The organism is Martelella radicis (assembly GCF_014196625.1).
GTDB classification, from domain to species: domain Bacteria; phylum Pseudomonadota; class Alphaproteobacteria; order Rhizobiales; family Rhizobiaceae; genus Martelella; species Martelella radicis.
Genome location: NZ_JACIDZ010000008.1, coordinates 142137 through 164106 on the forward strand (window position 1 = coordinate 142137; position 21970 = coordinate 164106).

Annotated in this window: 20 protein-coding genes; 13 read left to right on the top strand and 7 right to left on the bottom strand. The window is 61.1% G+C overall.

The window, feature by feature from the left end; genetic code table 11:
* Window positions 1–8 precede the first annotated feature (8 nt).
* From GGR30_RS13035 to GGR30_RS13060, 6 genes are all read left to right on the top strand, one after another.
* A complete protein-coding gene (locus GGR30_RS13035; RefSeq protein WP_183486954.1) occupies window positions 9–1028 on the top strand; it encodes an FAD-binding protein in 1020 nt (339 codons plus the stop codon).
* 22 nt (window positions 1029–1050) lie between these two features.
* On the top strand, window positions 1051–1620 hold the full coding sequence (locus tag GGR30_RS23590; protein ID WP_183486955.1) for an LbetaH domain-containing protein: 570 nt from the start codon (window positions 1051–1053) through the stop codon (window positions 1618–1620).
* Window positions 1610–2539, top strand: a complete 930-nt coding sequence (locus GGR30_RS13045; protein ID WP_210288041.1) for a glycosyltransferase family 2 protein — start codon at window positions 1610–1612, stop codon at window positions 2537–2539. Before GGR30_RS23590 ends, GGR30_RS13045 begins: the two co-directional genes overlap by 11 nt.
* A 136-nt stretch (window positions 2540–2675) precedes the next feature.
* On the top strand, window positions 2676–4820 hold the full coding sequence (locus GGR30_RS13050) for a GumC family protein (RefSeq protein ID WP_183486956.1): 2145 nt from the start codon (window positions 2676–2678) through the stop codon (window positions 4818–4820).
* A 366-nt stretch (window positions 4821–5186) separates the two neighbouring features.
* A complete protein-coding gene (locus tag GGR30_RS13055; RefSeq protein WP_183486957.1) occupies window positions 5187–6137 on the top strand; it encodes an endonuclease/exonuclease/phosphatase family protein in 951 nt (316 codons plus the stop codon).
* Between the two features lie 175 nt (window positions 6138–6312).
* Window positions 6313–7365: a DUF1176 domain-containing protein gene (locus tag GGR30_RS13060; protein ID WP_183486958.1), complete on the top strand. Its 1053-nt coding sequence runs from the start codon at window positions 6313–6315 to the stop codon at window positions 7363–7365.
* A 69-nt stretch (window positions 7366–7434) separates the two neighbouring features.
* On the opposite strand, the gene GGR30_RS13065 is transcribed toward GGR30_RS13060, so the two are convergent.
* The 4 genes from GGR30_RS13065 to ectA are packed head-to-tail and all read right to left on the bottom strand — an operon-like array spanning window position 7435 to window position 11143.
* The gene (locus GGR30_RS13065; RefSeq protein WP_183486959.1) at window positions 7435–8859 is read right to left on the bottom strand and encodes an aspartate kinase; all 1425 of its coding nucleotides are present in this window, start codon (window positions 8857–8859) and stop codon (window positions 7435–7437) included.
* Window positions 8860–8863: 4 nt separating this feature from the next.
* Entirely contained in the window at window positions 8864–9262 is a 399-nt protein-coding gene (locus tag GGR30_RS13070) for an ectoine synthase (RefSeq protein ID WP_183486960.1), read from the bottom strand.
* 6 nt (window positions 9263–9268) lie between these two features.
* Window positions 9269–10555, bottom strand: coding sequence for a diaminobutyrate--2-oxoglutarate transaminase (gene ectB / locus GGR30_RS13075; RefSeq protein ID WP_183486962.1), 1287 nt, complete (start codon window positions 10553–10555; stop codon window positions 9269–9271).
* Window positions 10556–10609: 54 nt separating this feature from the next.
* Window positions 10610–11143 carry a diaminobutyrate acetyltransferase gene (gene ectA, locus GGR30_RS13080; protein ID WP_183486963.1) on the bottom strand — a complete coding sequence of 178 codons (534 nt, stop codon included), beginning with the start codon at window positions 11141–11143 and terminating at the stop codon, window positions 10610–10612.
* A gap of 222 nt (window positions 11144–11365) precedes the next feature.
* On the opposite strand from ectA, the gene GGR30_RS13085 reads away from it, so the two are divergent.
* The 6 genes from GGR30_RS13085 (at window position 11366) to GGR30_RS13110 (ending at window position 16734) form a co-directional block, all read left to right on the top strand.
* Window positions 11366–11866 carry a MarR family winged helix-turn-helix transcriptional regulator gene (locus GGR30_RS13085; protein WP_138746704.1) on the top strand — a complete coding sequence of 167 codons (501 nt, stop codon included), beginning with the start codon at window positions 11366–11368 and terminating at the stop codon, window positions 11864–11866.
* A gap of 172 nt (window positions 11867–12038) precedes the next feature.
* On the top strand, window positions 12039–13121 hold the full coding sequence (locus tag GGR30_RS13090) for an ABC transporter substrate-binding protein (RefSeq protein ID WP_183486964.1): 1083 nt from the start codon (window positions 12039–12041) through the stop codon (window positions 13119–13121).
* Entirely contained in the window at window positions 13118–14173 is a 1056-nt protein-coding gene (locus tag GGR30_RS13095) for a FecCD family ABC transporter permease (protein WP_183486965.1), read from the top strand. The genes GGR30_RS13090 and GGR30_RS13095 overlap by 4 nt, the downstream gene beginning before the upstream one ends.
* Complete coding sequence (locus tag GGR30_RS13100) at window positions 14170–14928, top strand: ABC transporter ATP-binding protein (protein WP_183486966.1); 759 nt, start codon at window positions 14170–14172, stop codon at window positions 14926–14928. Before GGR30_RS13095 ends, GGR30_RS13100 begins: the two co-directional genes overlap by 4 nt.
* Complete coding sequence (locus GGR30_RS13105) at window positions 14925–16229, top strand: hypothetical protein (RefSeq protein ID WP_183486967.1); 1305 nt, start codon at window positions 14925–14927, stop codon at window positions 16227–16229. Before GGR30_RS13100 ends, GGR30_RS13105 begins: the two co-directional genes overlap by 4 nt.
* On the top strand, window positions 16222–16734 hold the full coding sequence (locus GGR30_RS13110) for a hypothetical protein (RefSeq protein WP_183486968.1): 513 nt from the start codon (window positions 16222–16224) through the stop codon (window positions 16732–16734). The genes GGR30_RS13105 and GGR30_RS13110 overlap by 8 nt, the downstream gene beginning before the upstream one ends.
* Before the next feature lie 275 nt (window positions 16735–17009).
* Here GGR30_RS13110 and GGR30_RS13115 read toward each other — a convergent pair whose 3' ends face one another.
* Complete coding sequence (locus GGR30_RS13115) at window positions 17010–18026, bottom strand: zinc-dependent alcohol dehydrogenase family protein (RefSeq protein ID WP_183486970.1); 1017 nt, start codon at window positions 18024–18026, stop codon at window positions 17010–17012.
* Between the two features lie 20 nt (window positions 18027–18046).
* Complete coding sequence (locus GGR30_RS13120) at window positions 18047–19240, bottom strand: MFS transporter (RefSeq protein ID WP_246413836.1); 1194 nt, start codon at window positions 19238–19240, stop codon at window positions 18047–18049.
* A gap of 154 nt (window positions 19241–19394) precedes the next feature.
* Between GGR30_RS13120 and GGR30_RS13125 the strand changes: the two genes are divergently transcribed.
* Complete coding sequence (locus GGR30_RS13125) at window positions 19395–20288, top strand: LysR family transcriptional regulator (RefSeq protein ID WP_183486971.1); 894 nt, start codon at window positions 19395–19397, stop codon at window positions 20286–20288.
* On the opposite strand, the gene GGR30_RS13130 is transcribed toward GGR30_RS13125, so the two are convergent.
* Complete coding sequence (locus GGR30_RS13130) at window positions 20276–21919, bottom strand: sulfatase-like hydrolase/transferase (RefSeq protein ID WP_183486972.1); 1644 nt, start codon at window positions 21917–21919, stop codon at window positions 20276–20278. The two genes, GGR30_RS13125 and GGR30_RS13130, sit on opposite strands and share 13 nt — an antisense overlap.
* Window positions 21920–21970 lie beyond the last annotated feature (51 nt).

A 21970-nucleotide genomic window follows, 5' to 3' on the forward strand; every position in this document is an offset into this window, starting at 1 on the left:
GCCCGATTATGGCCTTTCTTTCAGATGGCATTGCCGCAGAAGTCGTCAGCCACTGCACGGATTTGGGGATCGCATTCGACCAGGACGTCGACCTTTCCCGAATGACCTATCTTCGCACCGGCGGCAGGGCTCAACTGATCGCCAAGCCCTCGACCGCCGAGCAGGCAGCCGGCCTGCTTGCATTTCTGACGAGCCATGGCATTGCCTACAAGATCATCGGCAACACGTCGAATTTGCTGTTTCTGGATCAGGTTGACTATCCCGTCCTGGTCTCGTCCACCAATATGGCGGACCTCTCGGTCGACAGCGCGACAGGCAAGATTGTTGCCGAAGGCGGCGTGATGGTGCCCGACCTTTCCCGTGCGGCGCTGTTTCATGGCCTCACGGGTTTTGAGGCGTTTGAAGGGATTCCCGGAACGCTTGGCGGCGGCCTGTTCATGAATGCCGGCGCCTATGGCGATGAGCTCAAGGACCATCTTGTGGGCGCGCAGCTCGCGATGCCCGATGGAACGCTGCGGTTCTTCACGCTCGCGGAATTGCAGCTCACGCATCGTTCATCGGTTTTGCGGCGTGAAGCATCCGGCGCGTTTGTTTGCGACGTTACATTCGAATTGCCGCACGGCGACGCTCAGAAGATATTCGGGAAGATGGAAGTCTATCATGCCAAGAGGCACAAATATCAGGATTTCATGTACCCCAACCTGGGAAGCATCTTCTCCGGCTCGCCCTATCGCGTTCTGGGGGAGGAGGACCGCTACTTCAAGTTCGTTTCCGCGGTGTATTATCTTTTCAACTACAAGGTGAAGATTTTCAGGCGGGAGTCGCCGATCAACCGCAAATGGCTGAATGACGTGATCTTGAAGCGTTTTCCGCTGCACTATGATTTGCAGCCATTCTCCGACAAGACATTCAATTGCCTCGTCAATCGCGGTCAGGGCACTGACGAGATGGTTCGCTTCATCCGGCAGATGGAAGAGTTGATCGACGGGCGCATCGTCCTTGAAAACGAGATTGTTGAAGAATTCTAGATAACAGGGAGCTTGATGAACGATGGCCGAAAAGGTCAAGCGTCTTTACGTTGACGAAATGTCATTTCGCTTGCGCTTGCGCCGGCTGATCTGGCGTGTCGTCTATCTGTTTCTGTTCAGGCCGACGCCCCGCTTCATCGTCTTCGATCGTTGGCGGTTGTTTCTGCTCAGACGGTTCGGGGCTCGAATTGGAAAAGGGAGCCGCGTTGCGCCGGACTGTTTTGTCTGGGCGCCATGGAACCTCGAAATGGGGAACTACGCCTGCCTGGCCGAGGGCGTCGACTGCTATACGATCGGCCCCTTGAAGATGGGCGACTACACGACCGTCAGTCAGCGGGCGTTTATCTGCACCGCTTCGCATGAGATCAAAACCAAGGCTCGGCGCCTTTTCTCCCGGCCGATCACGATCTGTGATCATGCCTGGGTCGCGGCTGAAGCCTTTGTCGGCCCCGGAGTGACCATCGGGGAGGGGTCTGTCGTGGGCGCCCGGTCGGTCGTGGTGCGGGATATCGAGCCGTGGAAGGTGGTTGGAGGAAACCCTGCACGGGTTCTCAAGGATCGAACACTGAGCGAGGATCAACTTGATCGCTGAAGAAAGTCCGAAGAATATTGCCGTCGTCATCCTGACGTTCAACGAGGAAAGGCACATCGCGCGCGCGCTTGAAAGCATCCGCGCGATCGCGAAGGAAGTCTTCGTCATCGATGCGTTTTCGACCGACCGGACGGCGGAAATAGCGCGCGCCAACGGCGCTGTCGTTCTCACCAATCCATGGATCAACTACGCGCGCCAGTTCCAGTGGGGTCTGGACAACGCGCCGATCACGGCGGACTGGATCATGCGCATGGATGCCGACGAGGTCTTCGATGCCGCGCTTGTCGAAGAGATCAACACAAGGCTCCCCGGGCTTGGTCCCGAGACGGTCGCAGTCAACCTGAAGCGCCGGCACATTTTTCTGGATCGGTTCATCCGGCACGGAGGGCGATATCCTCTGGTTCTCACGCGGATCTGGCGGCGAGGGCATGGTCGCATCGAAAACCGCTGGATGGATGAGCATATCATTGTCTGGGGCGGTCAGACCGTTACCTTCAAACACGCTTTTTCGGATCACAACCTCAACGATCTGACGTTCTTTACCGAGAAGCACAACAAATATGCCACCCGTGAGGCCGTGGACGTTCTGAACCAGCGCTACGGGCTTTTCGCACGCGAGGAACTCGGCCGCGACGACGGTTCCAGGCAGGCCGGAATCAAACGCTTCATCAAGGAAGATATCTACAATCGGCTGCCGTTCTGGTGCGGCCCCCTTGGCTATTTTCTATACCGCTATTTCATTCAGCTCGGGTTCCTTGACGGAAAAGAGGGGTTAATCTATCACTTTTTGCAGGGCTTCTGGTATCGGTTTCTTGTGGGCGCCAAAGCGTTGGAATTTGACCGGGCGCTTGGCGGCATTGCCGACAATGAAGGAAAGCTGAAAAAGCTTGAGGAGATGACGGGCCTCAACCTCACGTGACATGATTGTTTATTGACACGACGCGTCATTGTTTTTTTTATAAATTTCGCATTTAAGACATTCATCTGGATATGCATTCCGCCATTTCGGAGCCGATACATTCCGGCGGAGAAAAACAAAAGGTCCCATTCAGCCTATGCCAACGGAACATCATTCGCATGCCGAGAGTGCAGCTCATTCCCGCGATAGTGACGAGGCTGTTATCGACCTTCGTTTTTTGAGGGCGCTGTGGCGGGACAAGTTCATCATCCTTGCCTTCGGCCTGGTCGCCATGTTGGCGGGCGCCTACTACGCCTACAATGTGGCTACACCGATCTACAGCGCGACCGCTCAGGTGATGCGCAACAACCAGACATCGCAGATCGTGGACCTGCCTTCGGTCATCGGCGAATTGAGCAACGACTCGAACGCCATGGGTTCGGAAATCCAGGTCATACAATCCCGCGTGTTGCTTGGCGACGTCGTTGACCAGCTCAACTTGGTAGAAGATCCCGAATTCAATGGCCGTCTTCGCGAGCCTTCGCTGAAGGTGCGCATCAAGTCTGCCATCATGTCCTGGTTTTCCTCGGAACAGCCGAGCAGCGCCGCGCCGCCCGACGAGGAGGTAGTCGAGCGGGCTATTCGTGATTCCGTCATCAGCGCACTACGCGCACACCTGAATGTCCGCAACCTGCCGACGACATCTGTTTTCAATATCACGGTCACTTCGGAAAGCCCTCAGAAGGCCGCCATGATCGCCGATACGATCGCGCGGCAATATGTTCAGGATCAGATTGATGTCAAACGCGACAGCATGAAGGAAGCCATTGTCTGGTTGACAGACCAGGTCGGCCAGCTTCAGCAGGATCTCGAGCAATCCGAGATAAGAGTCAGCGAGTTTCAGTCGGCCAATCCCATGATCACGCCGGAGGTTCTCGCCGGACTGCAGCGGCAGTTGAGTTCGGTGCGCGACCGGCTTGAAACGACCCGCGCCGAAGCGCGGGACGCATCGGCGCGTCTGGCGCTGCTGCAAAATGCAGAAAGCTACAGCGGAAAGGCCGCGGTCTCCGGTAATGCGCGACTTGAGGAGCTTTCCGCGACCGCCTCCTTCAACGCCGCCGATGCTGCCGAATTCGACAGGATCTACAGCGATATCGTTACCGATGCGCAGGCGAACCAGGCCCGCCAGAGCAGCAACCTCACCGCGCTCCAGAACTCTGAGACGCGGCTCAGCGATCAGATCGAGCGTCAGGGACAGGAACTCATCCAGCTTCAGCAGCTCACCCGCGAAGCTGAAGCAAACCGCTTGCTCTACCAGTATTTCCTTGGCCGCCTGAAGGAGACATCGGCGCAGCAGGGCATTCAAAAGCCCGACAGCCGCATCATCGCCGAGGCGGTCGTGCCAGGCGGTCCGATCGAGCCGCGTAAGTCGTTCATTCTCGTGATTTATCTGGCTATGGGACTGGGACTGGGCGTTGCGGTTACCTTGCTGAGGGAAAGCCGCAAACGGGTCTTTCACACGGCGCCGGAACTGGAGCAGGCGACAGGCGAACAGGTTCTGGGGCAGGTTCCGCTCATTTCCGTCAACCGTCGCCGGAAGTTCCTATCCTACTTCAATGAACATGGGACGTCGGCCGCAGCCGAAGCGATCCGCAATTTGAGGACTTCGATCCTGTTGTCGAATGTGGATACGGATCCTCAGATCATCATGGTCACCTCGGCGCTGCCCGGCGAAGGAAAAACCTCGATTTCACTTACGCTTGCCCTGAATATGACCGGCCTTTCAAAAAGGGTCCTCGTCATGGAGGGGGATATCAGACGGCGTGCACTGGGAGAGTATTTTGACCTCGACCAGGAGAAAGGCTTGATGTCGGTTCTGGGCGGCACAGCAAGCCTCGATGATGTGATACAGCGCAGCGACGAGTTCGGCTTTGATATTCTGGGCAGTGGCAAGACGACGGCCAATGCCGCCGATGTTGTATCTTCCCAGAACTTCAATAACCTTCTGACAGAGCTGCGGTCACGCTACGACCACATCATTATCGATACGCCGCCGCTCCTCATCGTTCCGGACAGCCGTATCGTGGCAAAACAGGTCGACAGGGTTGTCATGGTTGTAAAGTGGAACCAGACGAGCCGGTCGCAGCTCTTTGAGGCGCTGGATATGATTGAATCCGTGAATGCGAAGGTTGACGGGTTGGTCCTCAACCAGATCAGCGCTTCAGGCATGAAACGCTACGGCTATGGCGACAGCTACGGCTCCTACTACGCCTATAGCGCAAGCGGCTACTATGACAAGTGAGCGTTGCCGCGTGCGGTTGCCTTCACTTCCTCTTGCGATGCGGAGTTCCGCCCGAGACCGTCACCGGGATGTTGCCGTGCAAATGCTCGCCTGCTCGAACGTGTCGACAGACTTGAAGTCCTTTCGCAATGGATGAGTGAGAAAAACAGAACCGTTGCTTGGTTCAGTTTTCGATTGAGACGCAGGTTGGGCCCGGTGGCAAACGGAAGCTGTTCTTGAGGCATTGACGCCGGTTCAGCGGGACAACGCCGGTTCTGCTCTATCTTCCGGCATTCCCGGCGCATCGGCCTCCGCCCGTTGTCACCGTGGGAGCAGGGTGCTAAAGCTCATCCATATTTTTGATCTTTACATTCACAGGGTTTCAGCTTGGGCTTTCTCAGGTCTTTGGTTGCCATTTGCGCTGTTCTGACGATTTTTCTGGGTTTACTGCCCTCATTGTCAAATTTGTGGCTGTTCGCTTTTGTCGGCGGCATGCGGATGCATATCACCGTTGCGGCACTTATTCTTTCGCTTGCGCTGTTCGGGCTTGTGAAAAATCGGTGGTCCTTGCTCCCTCTGGCTGCGAGCGTTCTGCTCGCCATCTGGGTCGGGGCCCTTCACTATGGAGTGGTTCAGCCACAGCTCAAGCAGGATCAGCGCTATACCACGCTGAAACTCATCGAGTTCAATATGCTGGGCCATAATCGAAACGGAGATGCCATAGCGCAGTGGCTTGAAGATCAGGATGGCGATGTTGTCTACGCGTTGGAATCCAGTCCCATTTGGGCGCATCTGGACGAACTCTCGGAGGCCTACCCTTATTGCGCCGGGTGCAGCGGCGACGTGCAACGCGGCGACCTGATCGTTCTTTCGAAACATCCTCTGGAGGATGTGGGGATATTCTCGCTGGGCAAGATGTCTCCCAACCGTTTCATACGGACGCGGATCACGTTTGGCGGGGGGCATGTCTTTCTGGTCGCCATGCATCTGGTGAAACCCTATTTTGATGCCGAGCAACAGATCGAACTCACGAGGGCGGCTCATATCCTTAAGGATGCTGAGGGGCCCATGATCCTGGGGGGAGACTTCAACTCCTCGCTGCTCTCTCCCACAGTTCAGGCTTTCATGCAGGAGGTCGGGTTGCGATCCCATGCCCGCGAGCCACGAACATGGCCGGTCAGTGCGCCCTCGATCGGTTTGCCCATCGACCATATTCTGGTGCGGCCGCCAGCCCATATCACGGCTCTTTCCCGCATGAAGGACAGTATCGGCTCTAATCATTTCGGGCTGATCGCCGACATTTCCATACCCGTTGTCCCGGTCGACGAAGCCCGGTGAGGCCGATACCATCGCTGCCGCCCGGTTGTTCCGGGACAAATAAATCCTTCGTCAAGTTCATGTTTGCGCTGTCAGGGCGCCCGGCTTTCTGGCAAGCTCTTTCGGTGACTATTCGAAGGGGGCAGGGGGCCCGGCAATAATGAAAGCAATAGGTCATGTTTTCGGGTGCGCATTGATGGTTCTCTCGGCAGCGGGGATATCTCCGGCTTTCGCCGACGAGCCGACTGATGAAAATTTCTGCGATTGGTATTCCGCGTTTTCGGTCGCCATTGCCCATAAGGCGATCACGCAGAACCCGGATTGCCTCGATTTCGGCCGGGGTCTGCATGAGAACAAGGACATGCATTTCTCATGGTGCATGCGCAACACGAAGGAGACGGTGACCGGCGCCGGACGGCATATCGCCGACCTTGCCGAGCAGTGCAGCGCGCCGTCAAACCCGCGCCCGGCGCAGAACAACCCGGACGCGTTTGCCGCGAAGGTGGCAGCGGGCGGCCAGACCTGGATGGTCGAGCGGTTGATCCCCGGCGTCTGCTACGCCGAACTGATCGACAATTCGAAACAGGAGTATTTCGGCCGGATGATCCGGTTCGAGTTTTCCGACGGGCAGTATCGTCTGGTTTCGGATTTCAGCCGTGCGGACGGCATGCACAATGTCCTTGTCGACGGGCGAGGCTTCCGCACGCATTTCGAACAGGTTTCCGATGCCGTCACGGCCACAGTTGGCCAGGATTTCATCGCGGCCGTCAAGCGCGGCAGCCGGCTGAACCTCAATTTCGAGCCGGACGGGCCGGGATATTCGCTTTCGGGTTCCGCCGCCGCGCTCGACATGATGCTCGATTGCGCCAGCGGTCGCCAAGCCGCCGCCCGCCAGACGGCGACGCAGCCGGCGCCTCCGCCCGCCTCCCCGCCGACAAGGGAGCCCAGCGTCATTCAGGGAAGCTGCAGGCTGATCGTCGACGGCATGACCTACATCGACCGGCGCGGCGACTGCCCAATCTGGATGGAAAATGACGGGTCCGGAAGGCTCTGGATCAACACCAACCGCGTGAATGACATGCCGGACTATTTTGCCGAACTCAGTCCCGACGGAAACGGCTTTGCCTCGGGCCACTGGAACGGCGAGCCGGGCGCGACCCATGCCCAGGGCTGGCTGGGCGACGATTTTCAACTGGGCAAGGGCGGGTGCTGGTCGAACAGCCGCGCCACCATCTGCGCGGCGCGCTGAAAAAGAAAGGCCGGTCATGTGCTGACCGGCCTTCACCCCTCTCCGTCATGTTGACTTGCCTGCCGGCAATCATGCCGCCTTTGAAAGGGCGGGCCGTTCCGGCTCGGCCAGCGCGCGGTGCAGCGCGATGATGACCGGGTCCAGCGCGTCGCGGTCGACGATGAACTGGACGTCGACATTGCGCGGACCCTGGCTGGCGCCGATCGCCTCGTGGCCGGCGGCGGCAATGGCCTGCAGGCCGCGCGTCAGCACCGAAAGCCCGTTCAGATCGCGGCCGACGACCGAGGCCATGGCGATCGCCCTCGACGTGACTTCCGCCGACGGGCAGCGCTCGGAAAGATCCTTCTCCACCCGGCGCAGCACCTTGAGCGAGCTGTCGACATAATGGGTGATCGTGTTGGCGTTGGAGACCTTCGAGACGATGCGCACCTTGTGGCGCGTCAGCACCTCGAGGATCGCCGCGTCATAGCCCTTCACGCCGACCATGTCCTGCTCGAACAGTTCCAGCGCGTAGAGTTCCAGGCCGGTGACGATCTCGACGCCCGGCTTGTCCGCCGGCCGGTCGTCGATCAGCGTGCCCGGATCCCCCGGCTCGAAGGCATTGGTGACGCGCAGCGGCACGGCGGCCCGGCGCAGCGTCTTCGCCGCCTTCGGATGGATCGCCTCCATGCCGAGATTGGAAAGCTGGTCGGCGACATCGTAATTGGTGCGGCCGAGCTTGCGCACGGCATCGGCGCCCACAAGCGCCGGATCGGCCGACGACAGGTGGAATTCCTTGTGAATGATCGCTTCGCTGGCGCCGGAAAGGGCGGCAAGGCGCGAAAAGGTCACCTCGGAATAGCCGCGGTCGAACTCGCTCATCAGCCCTTCGATGCACTGCGCATAGCCGGTGACGATCGGCATCTCGCTTTTGAGGTCGATGCCGTCGATCCCCTGGCGGATGCGGTTATCAAGTGACAGATCACCCTCGTCATGCCAGCCGGAAAGATCGACGAAACGGGCATTCACGCCGGCGCGCTTCAACAGCAGCGTCGTGGCGAAGGCCGAATGCGCCTCGCCGAGGCCCGACAGCAGTTCGCGGATCTGGCTCATATGCTCCGACAGGCGGAAGTGGCCGTAGGAGCACAGGCGCTGCAGATCGATCAGGCAGTTGCGGGCGCCCAGAATGCGCTCCTGCACGAAGGCATCGGCGCGCTCGATATCGGCCGGATTGTCCAGCACCTTGAAATGCGCTTCCTTCATGGCGTCGGCGACGCGGTCCAGCGCGTCGTGCCAGCCATGGTGGCTCTGGTTGTTGACGAAAGCGGCGTAGACGCCGTTTTCACCGGACTTCTTGTGCTCCAGCAGAAGGTTGGTGATGCCGCCAAAGGCGGAGACCACGAAGATCCGTCCGTAAAGCTCTGACGTCTTGCGACCGCCGATGATCAGCGTGTCGCGAAGCTCATTGATGCGGGACATGGATGTCCCGCCAATCTTTTCGACTGTATGGGCCATGGGTTCAGGCGTTTTCCTCCGCCGGGGCATAGGATCCGTCTTCCCGGTGCACTTCCGTGCCGGTGACCGGGGGATTGAAGCAGCAGGCCATCACCAGCTCCTCCTCGGAGCGCAGGATGTGGCGATCATGCTCGTTCAGCGCATACATCACGCCGGGCTTGATCTGATGCGTTTCGCCGGTGGCGATATCGGTGATCGAGCCCTTGCCGCTGATGCAGTAGACGCTTTCGAAATGGTGCTTGTATTCGAACGTGTGCTCGGAGCCGGCTTCCAGAATGGTGATGTGGAAGGAGAAACCCATGCCATCGCCGGCGAGCAGCATGCGGATCGAACGCCATTTGGCGTCGGCGACCACGCGGTCCTGCTCGTTTTTCATGATTTCGTTCAAGTCGCGTACAATCATTCCGAATTACTCCGCTGCAATCTGGGTCTTGGCGGCCATCGTCTCGCGGACGGCCTCGATAAGAATGTCAAAGCCTTCGGCGAAGGTTTCTTCCGAGGTGGTGAGCGGTGCCAGCACCTTGACCACCTGATCCTCGTTACCGGAAGTCTCGATGATGAGGCCCTTGTCGAAGGCGCGGGCGCAGATTTCTTCCGCCAGCTCGCCGGTGCCGACATCAACGCCCTGCATCAGGCCGCGACCTTTGAGCGTCGCGCCGGGAATTTCGGCGGCAATGCGCGTCAGCGCGCCGGTCAGCATCGTGCTCTTGTCGGCCAGTTCCTTCTGGAAGGAATCATTGGTCCAGAATTTTTCGATGGCGACGCGGGCGGTGACAAAGGCGTGGGTGTTGCCGCGGAACGTGCCGTTATGCTCGGCCGGGCCGAAGACATCATGTTCGGGGCGGACCAGAACCAGGGCCATCGGCAGGCCGAAGCCGGAAACTGATTTTGCCATGGTGATGATATCCGGCGTCACGCCCATTTCCTCGAACGAGAAGAAATGACCGGTGCGACCGGAGCCGGCCTGAATGTCGTCGATGATCAGCAGGGCGCCGTGGTTGCGGGCAATCTCGGCCATGCGACGGATCCACTCGGGAGAGGCGGCATTGAGCCCGCCTTCGCCCTGCACGGTCTCGAACATGATCGCGGCCGGCTCGTCGACGCCGCTGGACGGGTCGGCAAGCATCTGCTCCAGAAGCGCCGCACTGTCGACGCCGTCGGCATAATCGTCATAGGGAAGGCGGGTGACGCCGGAGGTATCCATCGAAGCGCCGCCGCGATGATAGCCGTTGCCGGTCGCTGCCAGCGCGCCCATGGTCACGCCGTGAAAACCGTTGGTAAAGGCGATGATGTTGGTGCGGCCGGTCGACTTGCGGGCGATCTTCATCGCCGCCTCGACGGCATTGGCGCCGGTCGGGCCGGTGAACATCACCTTGTGGTCCATGCCGCGCGGCTTCAGGATGTGGGTCTCCATCGCCTTGAGGAAATCGCTCTTGGCATCGGTGTGCAGGTCGAGACCCTGGGCAATGCCGTCAGAGGAAATGTGCTCGATCAGCGCTTCCTTCATGTCGGCGTCGTTATGGCCATAGTTCAGCGAGGAACAGCCGGCGAGGAAATCGATCCAGCGATTGCCGTCCTTGTCGAAGATTTCCGAGCCGCTGGCACGGGTGAAGGTGGCCGGCATGCTGCGGCAATAGGAGCGCGCGGCGCTTTCGCGGCGCTTGAAAACATCATTCTTGATCATGTCCATAGGCATGAGTCGTCCTTTCGCTTGAAGCGATTTTTCGGGAATAGGGTTCGGGCTTTTGGCTCAGGCGGCGTTCGCCAGCGCGCGGGGCTCCGGCACGGTGATGGTCACCATATGCTCGGTATCGTGATGCCCGTCGAAATGGGTGTCGCGCTCGTAATGCGGCTCGTCGGTCAGCTCGCCGCCAAGCGCGCGCGTGAAGCTCTTGAACAGGCCCCAGGAGGCGTCGTTGTCCTCGGTAATGGTCGTCTTCAGATGGGTGATGTCGTCGCAGACATCGCGTTCGATCAGTTCGAACAACATCTTCTTGCCGAGACCAAGGCCGCGCGCCTTTTCGCCGACGGCGACCTGCCAGACGAACAATTCCTGCTTGGCGGGAATGAGGTGGCCGGAAATCCAGCCGACGATCTCGCCGTCGAGTTCGGCGACCACGCAGGTGTCGGAAAAATGTTCCGCCTGAATGAGATTGCAGTACATCGAGTTTTCATCGAGCGGTTTGCAGCTCTTCACGAGCGACCAGATCTGGGCCCCGTCCGCTGCAGTGGGCTTGCGCAGGCGGGGCATGCTGGATCGGGGCTTGGCAACATTCCGGGACATCGTATGACCTCGTTTCAATTAGTTAGGCTTCCTAAGTAAATAACTCTGCCGGAAACATCAACCCTTAGGTTGGCATCGTCACAAAACCATAAAAATAAGCAAAAACAGCAAAATCAGCCGAAAGCCTAGGAATCTCAAGGGCCTTGGAAGATTCATTATGGCTAATTATTTAGGGCGATTTTTTGCTGTTGAAGGCATTTTCCTTCGTGCAATAATAGAGACATGACGACGACACCCGTTGACCGCGTTGATCAGAGCCTGATCGCACTCAGGCGGATTCTCCGCGCCACAGAAAATTATGAACGCGATCTGGCGCAGTCGGCCCGGCTGACGCCGGCGCAGTTGCGCGTGCTGCAGATCGTGGAGGAGCGCGGCAGCGTGACGCCGAAGGCGCTGGCAACCCAGATGGGCATCCGCCAGGCCTCCGTCACCACGCTGGTCGACAAGCTTGTCACGCGCGGCATGGTGGAGCGGGTGCCGTCGAAGACCGACCGGCGCCAGACCAATGTCACCGTCACCGATGCCGGTCGCGCCATGGTCGAAAGCGCGCCGGATGCCCTCCAGCAGCGCTACGTGCAAGCGTTCGAATCGCTGAAGGACTGGGAGCAGGCTCAGCTCATTGCCTCGCTTGAGCGCGTTGCCACCATGCTGGATGCCGAGGGAATCGACGCCTCTCCGGTGCTGGCGACGGGCGAGCTTCATGCGGAAAAGCGCCCGCGCTAGCGCGGGGCATTTGTCCTAGACAATGTGAACTTCCAGAACACCGAATGCGTCGGGGCGCCGGATCAATCGCGCCGCCCTGCGACCAAATAGCGCTGCGGTTGCAATAAAACTTGACCAAAAAAATCACGTTAATATAAAAGTTCCTACCTGCCATTTGTCAAAGGAGCTTTTCATGAAGACCGTCATGCCGCTCGGCATCGCTTCCCTCATCCTGGCCGGCGCAAGCGCTGTCCATGCCGATCCGATCGAAATCACCGACCAGGCCGGCAGGGAGGTGGTTCTGGAAAAGCCCGCCGAGCGCGTCGCCTCCATCCCGATGCCGATGGCCTCGACGCTGATCGCGATCGATGGCGGCGTCGAAAAGCAGGTCGGCATGAACCCGGTTGCCAAACAGGCCGTGCTTGACGGCATTCTCGGCAAGATCTACCCGGAGGCCAAGGACATCCCCTCCGACATCACCGCGCCGAACTTCATTCCCAATGTCGAGGAACTGGCAGCGACCAATCCCGATCTCGTCATCCAGTGGGCCGATCGCGGCAATGATCTGGTCGATCCGATCACCAATGCCGGGCTGACGACCATGCTGATCTCCTACGGCACGGAGGAAAAGGCGCGCGAATACATGACCATGTCGGCCGTTGCCATGGGCCGCGACGACCGCATCGGTCCGCTGATCGAATGGCGCGAAGAGGTCGCCAGCGATATCGCCGACAAGGCCACCGCCATTGACGAGGCCGACAAGCCGAAGGTGCTTTACCTTCTGCGCGCCCAGGAGACGCTGAAGGCGTCGGGTGCGAAGAACAATTACAACACCTGGTACATCGAACTGACCGGCGGCAAGAGCGCGTCTGCCGATCTCGAAGCCAATGGCGTGACCATCAATCCCGAACAGATCGCCGCCTGGAACCCGGACGTCATCCTGCTCAACAATTTCGAGAGCGATATTTCGCCCGAGCGCATCTATGAGGACCCGATCCTGTCGCTCACCAATGCGGCGCAGAACCACAAGGTCTACCGCATGCCGCTCGGCGGCTATCGCTGGGACCCGCCGAACACGGAAAGCCCGCTGACCTGGATGTGGCTCGCCGAGCTCCTGCACCCGGATGTCTTCGACTATGACCTGCGCGCAGAGATGAAGGATGCCTACGCAAAGATCTACGATTACGATCTGACCGAAGAGGACATCGACGGCATTCTCTGGACCGACCTCAATGAGGGCGCTGCCAATTACGATCAGTTCAAGGCCAAGTCATGAGCGATGTGACAGCCGGCGCCCGCCTTCATGGCGGGTCCGGCGCTCTGCGGGCCGGCGTCTTCGTCGGCCTTTTTGCAGCACTTTTCGCGGCCCTGATCTTTGCCATCGGCGCCGGGCGGTTTTCCGTCTCGCCCGGCCGGATCGCCGAGATCATCCTTGCCTGGATCGCGGCACCCACTGCGCCGCTTGAGAATATTGACGAGCGGATCGTGCTGCTGGTGCGCATGCCGCGCGTTCTGATCGCCGCCGTTTCCGGTGCGGCGTTGGCTGTCGGCGGCGCAGCACTTCAGGGTGTGTTCCGCAATCCGCTGGTCTCGCAACAGGTGCTCGGCATCAGCCAGGGGGCTGCCTTTGGTGGCGCGCTTGCCATTCTGCTCGGCTATGCCGGGGTCACGCTTTTAGGCCTGGCCTTCATCTTCGGCCTTGCAGCCCTCGTCATCGTCGGGCTTCTGGCGCGCATCAACGGGCGCACCGAGATCGTCACCGTCATTCTCTCCGGCATGGTGGTCGGCGCGCTGTTCTCCGCGCTTGTCTCGGTGGTGCAGTTCGTTGCCGACCCCAATACCTCGTTGCCGGCGATCGTCTACTGGCTGATGGGCTCGTTTTCGACCGCGACCTGGGCGCGCTTCTGGCTCGGGCTTCCGGGGCTCGCCGTCGGCATCGTCGCCATCTGGCTCTTTCGCTACCGGCTCAATCTTCTGGCGCTGGAAGATACCGAAGCGCGTTCGCTCGGCGTCAATCCGGACCGCGAACGCTGGTTCATCTTCATCGCCACGGCGCTGATGACGGCGACCTCGGTGGCGATCGCCGGAATCATCGGCTGGATCGGCCTCGTTATTCCCCATGCCGCGCGCATTCTGGTGGGCGAGGATCACCGCGTGCTGATCCCCGCCTCGGCCATTCTGGGGGCCGCCTATCTCACCTTCGTCGACACGCTGGCGCGCACGCTGACCTCCGCCGAAATTCCGCTCGGCGTGCTGACGGCGCTGATCGGCGCGCCGGTCTTCGGTCTTCTTCTGCGCCGGCATTTTTCGAAGGCCAACCAGCCATGATCGGACTAGAAAACGCCAGCGTCGCCTTCGGTCACAACGTCATCTTCCGCGATGTAAGCTTCGAGGTGCCGGTCGGGCGCACCATGGCGATCCTCGGCCCGAACGGGCGCGGCAAGACGATGCTTTTGCGCGCGCTTCTCGGTTTCCAGCCACTTGCCGGCGGAACACGGACCGCGCCGAAAATCGCCGGCTATGTGCCTCAGCACGGCGCCTCGCAGGCAAAGCTCTCCGGCCTCGACGTGGTGGTCATGGGCCACGCTGCCCAGATCGGGCTCTTCGGCCAGCCGGGCAGAGACGATATCGAGGCGGCGCAAGAGGCGCTTGAAATCGTGGGAGCTACCCATCTGTCGGGCCATCGCTATGACCGCATGTCGGGCGGTCAGCGGCAGATGATCCTGATTGCCCGGGCGCTTGCCACCGGCTCGCCCGCACTCGTCTTCGACGAACCGACATCGGCGCTCGATCTCGGCAACCAATCGAAGACGCTCGATCTTCTGAACATGCTGCGCGAGCGGCGCGACAAGGCGATCCTGTTCACCACCCATGATCCGAACCATGCGCTGGCCGCCGCCGATGACGTGCTGCTGATGATGCCGGGCGGACACGAGATACACGGCCCGGTCGAGGAGATGATCGTGCCGGAGGCGTTGGCGCGGCTTTACGGCGTCGACATGCGCTGGGTGGATATGGCGGGCCCGGCCGGCGGTAGCCGCAAGGCGGTGATACCGGCCTTTGCCGGAAGGGAGTTTTCATGAGTGTTCTCTATGTCAAATCGGCCTTTGAAGGCCCGTCCAGGACGTTTCGCGATGCGGAAGCCGAAGGGCTTTTGACCATCGTGGCGCAGGCAGATCTCCGCGCGGAACATCTCGCCGGCCATGGTGGCCTGATAACCAGCAACCAGCTTGACCAGAATGAAATGCTGGACCTTACGGCGGCGCTCCGGGCCTTTCTCGATCGCGGCGGGCGCTGGTTCTTCAACGGGCACATGCTGCGCCCGCTGGTCGCCGGCATGGCACAGTATCGGCCGATCGCCGAGCCAAGACGGGCGGATTTCGATCTGGCCGCCGTCAATGCCCACCCGATCTTCGACGGCATCGACCTGAAAAAGCTCGAGACCAACAAGGGCGTCGCCGGTTTCTACGGTCGCGGCTGCAACCCGCCTCCGGAAGACGCCGTCATCGTCAATGGTCTCGGGCCGGAAGCCGTGCCGGTCGACTGGGTCTGGGTAAGGCCGGAAGGCGGTCGCATCTTCAGCCATGCAGGCAACGACCTCTCCACGATGGGACGCGAATGGGACCTGCCGGCAACGCTTGCCGCGCGGATCATCGCCTGGGCCGATGGCGGCGAATGCGCCGATCCGGTCACGGCGAGCGGGATCGGCAAGTGCTATCGGGAGCGCCTGGCGGATGCAGAGGAGTATCCCGGCTTCAAAACCGCCCCGCAGGTCAAACGGCGTCTGGTGATGCCCTCTTCGGGTTGCTACTACCATATCCGCAGCCTTGAAGGCCCCTGCTACCGCGAAATGATTGACGTGATCACAAGCCCGGAAGCGCTCGGCGAGGCTTTGCGGCCGGATGATACGCTGTGGGTGCCTTGTCGCACCCCTGCGCAGCGCATGATCGCGCAAAGGGAGGTCGTCAATCGGCACCTTTCCGCCGGCGGCACGGTGATCGCGCTCGGGGAAAGCCTGTCCCATCTCTGGCTGCCGAATGTGGCCTTCACCCAGACGCCGACAAACTGGTGGTGGTGGCTGGAGCCCGGCGCCGACCTCGGCGTTCGGATTTCAAATCCCGACCACGAACTGATGGCGGGCATCGCCGATCGCGACGTCACCTGGCATCTTCACGGATGGTTTTCGCCGCCAAGGGGCGCGGAGGTTCTGGTACGCGATGGCGAGGGTCGCGCGATCTTCTATATCGACGAGGTCTCGACGCGAGGACGCATGATCATCTCCTCGCTTGATCCGATGTTCCATCACGGTTCGCATTTCATGCCGGCAACGACGCGCTTTCTCGACCGGTTCATTCCCAATCTGAAGGGTTTTCTCGATGCATGACACGATCACGGTCCGCGAAGGCGGCCGCGACCTCACCTTTTCCTTCAATGACATCATGGCTTATCACGGCGGCGGTTTTCCCGGCGGCGTAGTCCATGGGTTGAAGGCCATGCAGGCGGCCTTTCCGCTGCTGGATAACGCGCCGCCGGAGCGCCGCGAAATCTCGGTGCTGACCGCCTTCACAGGCCCTGGCGGGCGCGATGCGTTGGAAATGGTGACGCGGGCGCTGACGGAAAACAGGCTGGCCGTCTTCCGTCCGCTGGGCGGCAAGGACGTGATCACCGATCCGCCTGGGCCTTATCTGTTCCGCTTTTCCTATCGTGGAAAGACGGCGGAAGCCGTCATCAAGCCCGGCCATGTGCTGGAAGAATTCGTCCGCCTCGGCGGCAAGAAGGACAAGACGGCAGAAGAGGTTGAGCGTCACGAGGCGCTGAAGCGTGAAATGTCCGATCGGCTTTTGCCGCTGCCGGCAACGGAGATCTACACGGCGCGGCTGATCGGCTGAGAGGCCTATATGAGTTGGACTCGCAACTCGAGTCTCTTACTTTATGGCGGCTCGGCATTTTGAAGGACATTTATCTGGTTCGAAGTCTCTGCCGCCAACAATCTCCCCCCTTGAGGGGGAGATGTCGCGAAAGCGACAGAGGGGGGTACATGGCCGTTCCTCTGGCGCAGTGCATGTTGGGGCGCTTCACCCCCCTCTGCCCTGTCGGGCATCTCCCCCTCAAGGGGGGAGATCGGGTTTCAATGCAGCCTACTGAACTGGGGAAGGCTGTTGCCTCAAACGCGCAGCAGCGTCTTGATGGCGCGGCGCTCGTCCATGGCCTTGTAGCCTTCGGCGACCTGATCAATCGGCAGTTCCAGGTCAAACACCTTGCCGGGCTGCATCTCGCTCTTCAGCACCATGTCCATCAGCTTCGGCAAGTAACGGCGCACCGGGGCCGGACCGCCGAACAGGCGCTTTTGATGGAAGAAAAGGCCGTCGCCGGCAATGGTCACGCCATGCGGCACGCCGACAAAGCCGACGGCGCCGCCCGGACGCGCGCAGCCAAGCGCCTGATCCATGCTCTCCTGCATGCCCACGCATTCGAGCACGGCATCGGCGCCGACGCCATTGGTCATCTCCTTGATTGCGGCAACGCCTTCCTCGCCACGGGTCTCGACGATATCGGTCGCGCCGAATTCGAGGGCCAGCTTCTGCCGGCTTTCATGGCGGCTCATGGCGATGATGCGTTCGGCGCCCATCAGTTTTGCCGAAAGCACGCCCATCAGGCCAACGGCGCCGTCACCGACGACGACGGCGGTTGAGCCTTCCTTCACGCCGGCGGCTTCGGCTGCGTAATAGCCGGTGCCGAGAACGTCGGAAACGGCCAGCATATGCGGGATCTGGTCGTTGGTCGGCATGTTTTCAGTGGCGACCAGCGTGCCGTCTGCCAGCGGAACGCGGGCATAGGGCGCCTGGGCACCGGTCATGAATTCGCGCTGTTCGCAGGAAGACGGATAGCCGAAGCGGCAATGCGGGCAGGTGTTGTCGGACAGAACGAAGGAGCCGACGACGAACTGGCCGGGCCTCACATTCCTCACCTCGCTGCCGACCTCTTCGACAACGCCGCAATATTCGTGCCCCATCGCCATCGGCTCATCAAGCGGCTGTGCGCCGCGATAGGGCCAGAGGTCGGAGCCACAGATGCAGGTGGCCGAGAGCCTGATGATGGCGTCGGTCGGTTTGAGGATCTTCGGATCGTCGACGGTCTCGTAACGGACATCGCCGGGGGCATGCATCACGGTTCCAAGCATGGTCTTCTCCTTTAATGGTTTCAGTGCTTGAGCAGCGAGCGGCCGCTGCCCACGAAGAGGATGGCGGCGAGCGCCATTACGATACTGCCGGCAAAGGTGGCGCCGATGCCGAACGCATCGAGCAGCAGCCCGCCGATGAGTGCCCCGAGCAGGATCGAGGCCTGGATGGCGGCAACCATCAGGCTGCCGGCCGCCTCCGGCGCATCGTCGACATTCTGCGACAGCCAGGCCATCCAGATGATCGAGACGGCCGTGTTCATCGCGCCCCAGACCGCCAGAAGAACGGCGACCAGAACAAGCGAATGGCCGAAGGCCAGAAGTCCGAGCGTGACCGCACCCATGACCAGAGGCGGGGCGACAAGCAGGCGGCCTACATGGTCGCCGGCAAGCCTGCCCGCAAGCCAGGTGCCGATGAAACCGGCGCAACCCAGGACAAGCAGGAGGATCGAAAGCGTCGTCACACCGACGCCCGTGACCCCTTCGAGAAACGGCCGCAGATAGGTGAACATCGTGAACGCCGAGCCCCAGGTGAAGACGATCGCGCCGAGCGCGCGCAGGAAATAGGGCCGGAACAGCACGCCGAGCAGATTGGAAAAGGTCAGTCGGCTGCGGGCGGGAAGCGCGGGAAGGGCGATGGCCTGCCAGAAGAGGTTGATGACGACGAGCGGCACCAGCACCCAGAAAACCCCGCGCCAGCCGATCAGTCCGCCGAGATAGCTGCCGATCGGTGCGGCGAAGGCGGCGGCCAGCGCCTGGCCCGTATACATGATGGCAAGCGCCTGCGGCACCTTCGCCGGCGCCACAAGCCGCATCAGCACGGCTGTCGCCAGCGACCAGAAACCGCCGATGGTGATCCCGAGCAGGGCACGCGCGGTCATCAGCACGGCAAAATTCGGCGCCAGCGCCACCATCACCAGCGAGACCAGCATCAGCGTCGTCATCACAAGCAGCACGATCTTGCGGTCGATCCGCCCTGCAACGGTTGCCGTCAACAGGCTGGCGGCAACGGCAAATAGACCCGAAACGGACACGGCCTGGCCCGTTTGCCCGGCCGTCGCGCCAAGGCCTTCCGCCATCGGGGTCAGAAGGCTCACCGGCATGAATTCGGAGGCGATCAGCATCGCGACGCACAGCGTCATCGAGAACACCGCGCTCATGGGGTGGGCGACGGTGTCGTGGCGGACGGCATCTTTGGCTTCGTCGGTCTGGCTCATCTAGGCTCCGGAATGTGATGTGGCTGAAACTAGGGCCTGTCGTTCTCTTGAACCATGTCATTTTCGTCATTGCTCAAATGAGCGAAATTCATGGATGGCGGCGTTTTTCCCCGTTATGCTTCATGCCTCGAACCAGCGAACCAGCGGAGAAAACATGCGGCGTGACGAACTGGGTGATCTGACGGTGTTCATGACCGTCGCGGAGGAGGGGAACTTCACCCGTGCGGCAAACCGGCTCGGGGTCTCGCAATCGGCCGTCAGCCACACCATCAGGCGGCTCGAAGCCTCACTTGGCTTTCGCGTACTGAACCGCACCTCTCGGAGTGTTTCGACCACGGATATGGGCGAAAAGCTCATCGGCGCGCTGAGACCCGGCCTCGAACAGATCGAAACCCGCATTGAGGAACTGCGTTCCATGGGCGATACGCCGAGCGGGCTGGTGCGGCTGACGGCCTCCGCCACGGCGGTGCGCTTCATCCTGTGGCCGGTGATCATGGAACTGGTGCGCGACTATCCCGATATCCAGGTCGAGATCAACACGAACAGCAGGCTTGCCGATCTGGCCGAAGGCCGCTTTGACGCGGCCGTCAGGCTGGCGGAGATGGTAGGCCCGGACCTGATCGCCGTTCCCGTCGGCCCGGCCGTCGAGATGGCTGCCGTCGCTGCGCCCACCTATCTCGAACAGCGCGGCGTACCGCTTCATCCCGCAGATCTCGACCGCCACGATTGCATTGTCATGCGTTTCGGCGCGACCAGTGCGGCCTACGACTGGGAGTTCGAGCGAAAAGGCGAGGAAATCGTGCGCAAGGTCTCCGGCCCGCTTCTGTTCAACGAGGCGGAGTTCTGTGTTCAGGCGGCGCGCGAGGGCTACGGCATCTGCTATGTTACCCTGCCGGAAGTGGCGGCGGATATCAGGGCCGGCCGGCTCCGGCGCGTTCTTTCCGACTGGTGCGAACCCTTCGATGGTTTCCATCTTTGCTATTCGAGCCGCCGCCAGATGAGTTCTGCGCTGCGGCTTCTGATCGACCGGCTGCGCTATCGTGGCTGAGGCGGTTCCGAGAAGATGTTGATCACCCTGGCGCGCATCGTGTCCATGGAAGGTTCGGGCGCATCGGCGGCCGGGACCATGCCAGGGGTGAAGCCCTCCGCCTCGAACCGTGCGACAAGCCCCTCATCGCGGCTGATGACATGGACGGGCACGGCGCGCGATGCATCCGGCCCGGTGACGAGCGGCGCGGGCTGGTGATCGCCGAGCACGATGAAGACGGCATCCTCGCCGAAGCGGGCGATATAATCGCCGATGGTCTGAAGCGAATAGTCGATCGTTTCGATATATTGTCGCTGCACCCTTTCCCGGTCTGCCCACACGACCGCCGGCGGGTCGCCGCTTGTGGCCTGCTCGTTGAAAACGCTGCCATCGCCGATATAAGCCCAGTCGATCAGTTTCGGAACCGGCGTCCAAGGCGCATGGCTGGAGATCAAAGCGATTTCGGCCATCACCGGCCGGTCTTCGTCTGCATGGCGCACAAGTCGGTCGAAGGCCTTGAGCGTATACTGGTCGGGCATGGTCACCCAGTTGAAGGGCTCGCCCTCGTAACCGAGATCGTCCGAGGCGAAGATCGCGTCATAGCCGTAATAGGCGCCCTCGGGCCAGTCCATGGTGATCGCCGGCATGATGGCGGCGGTGCGCCAGCCATTCTCCCTGAACAGACGGTTCAGGCTCTTGCGCCCGCTCATCATCAGCCGGTCGTAGCGCGCCTGATTGTCGACCCAGAGGCCGGAGAGGAATGTGCCATGGGCAAGCCAGCTCAACCCGCCCATGGTTGGCGACCGGCTCCAGCCGCTGGCGGCGGCGAAACCGGAGTCTGCCAGCTCCTCCTCGACCGCCTCCAGCCGGGGAGCAATCAGCGGTGCATAACGGGGATCCTCGACGGCGCTTCGGCCATAGGATTCGATGAAGATCAGCACGATGTCGCGCCCCTCGACCGCCTGGAACAGCTTATCCGTTTCGGACAGAGGGTCGCTTTCGGCAAGAAGCCGGTCGAAGCGCTGCATGTCCTTCATCGCCTTCGCGACCGCCTGCACGCGCTGGACGACATAGGCGGAGCCGCCGGCATCCGCATAGGCCCGCGATCCCGTGGCCGCCCCGGCGCCCCATAAAACGAGCCCGGCCGCGAGAATGCCGGCAAAGGCGAGCGCCGTGCACCGCGCCGCCTTGCCCGATACCCCGGCAAGTGTCCGCGCGGAAACGAAGAACAGAGCCAGCAGGCCGAGAAAGAGGATGACGGCGCAGGCAATCGCCAGGGCCGCGGCGAGCGGACCGACCGCGCCGGAAAACACGTTCCAGCCATCGGCGAAGATCCTGATATCGAGATAGGGATTGAACCGGCGCTGAAACGCCGCCTGCACGCCGATATCGCCAAGCCTCAGGAAGAGAACGATGCCGAGCGCGAGGCTCGCCAGTGCCGCAACGAAGAGCGCGACCCTGCGCGGCAGAAGAACCAGCGCCAGGCCCAGAAGCGGGATCTCGATCGGCAAATGCAGGAAGGCCTCAAGTGAGAAGGCATGCGGATGGTCCGGCAGGTTGAGTGCGAAAAGGGCGATGAGCGAGAAGGCCAGAGCCGCGCCGACGAGCCGCGCCGGCAGGTTCTGCTTGCAACGCGGAGGCTCAGCCATCATGACTTGCCTTTCGGGTGATTAAAAACCCGCGTGAGTTCGAAGGGAGCGGCT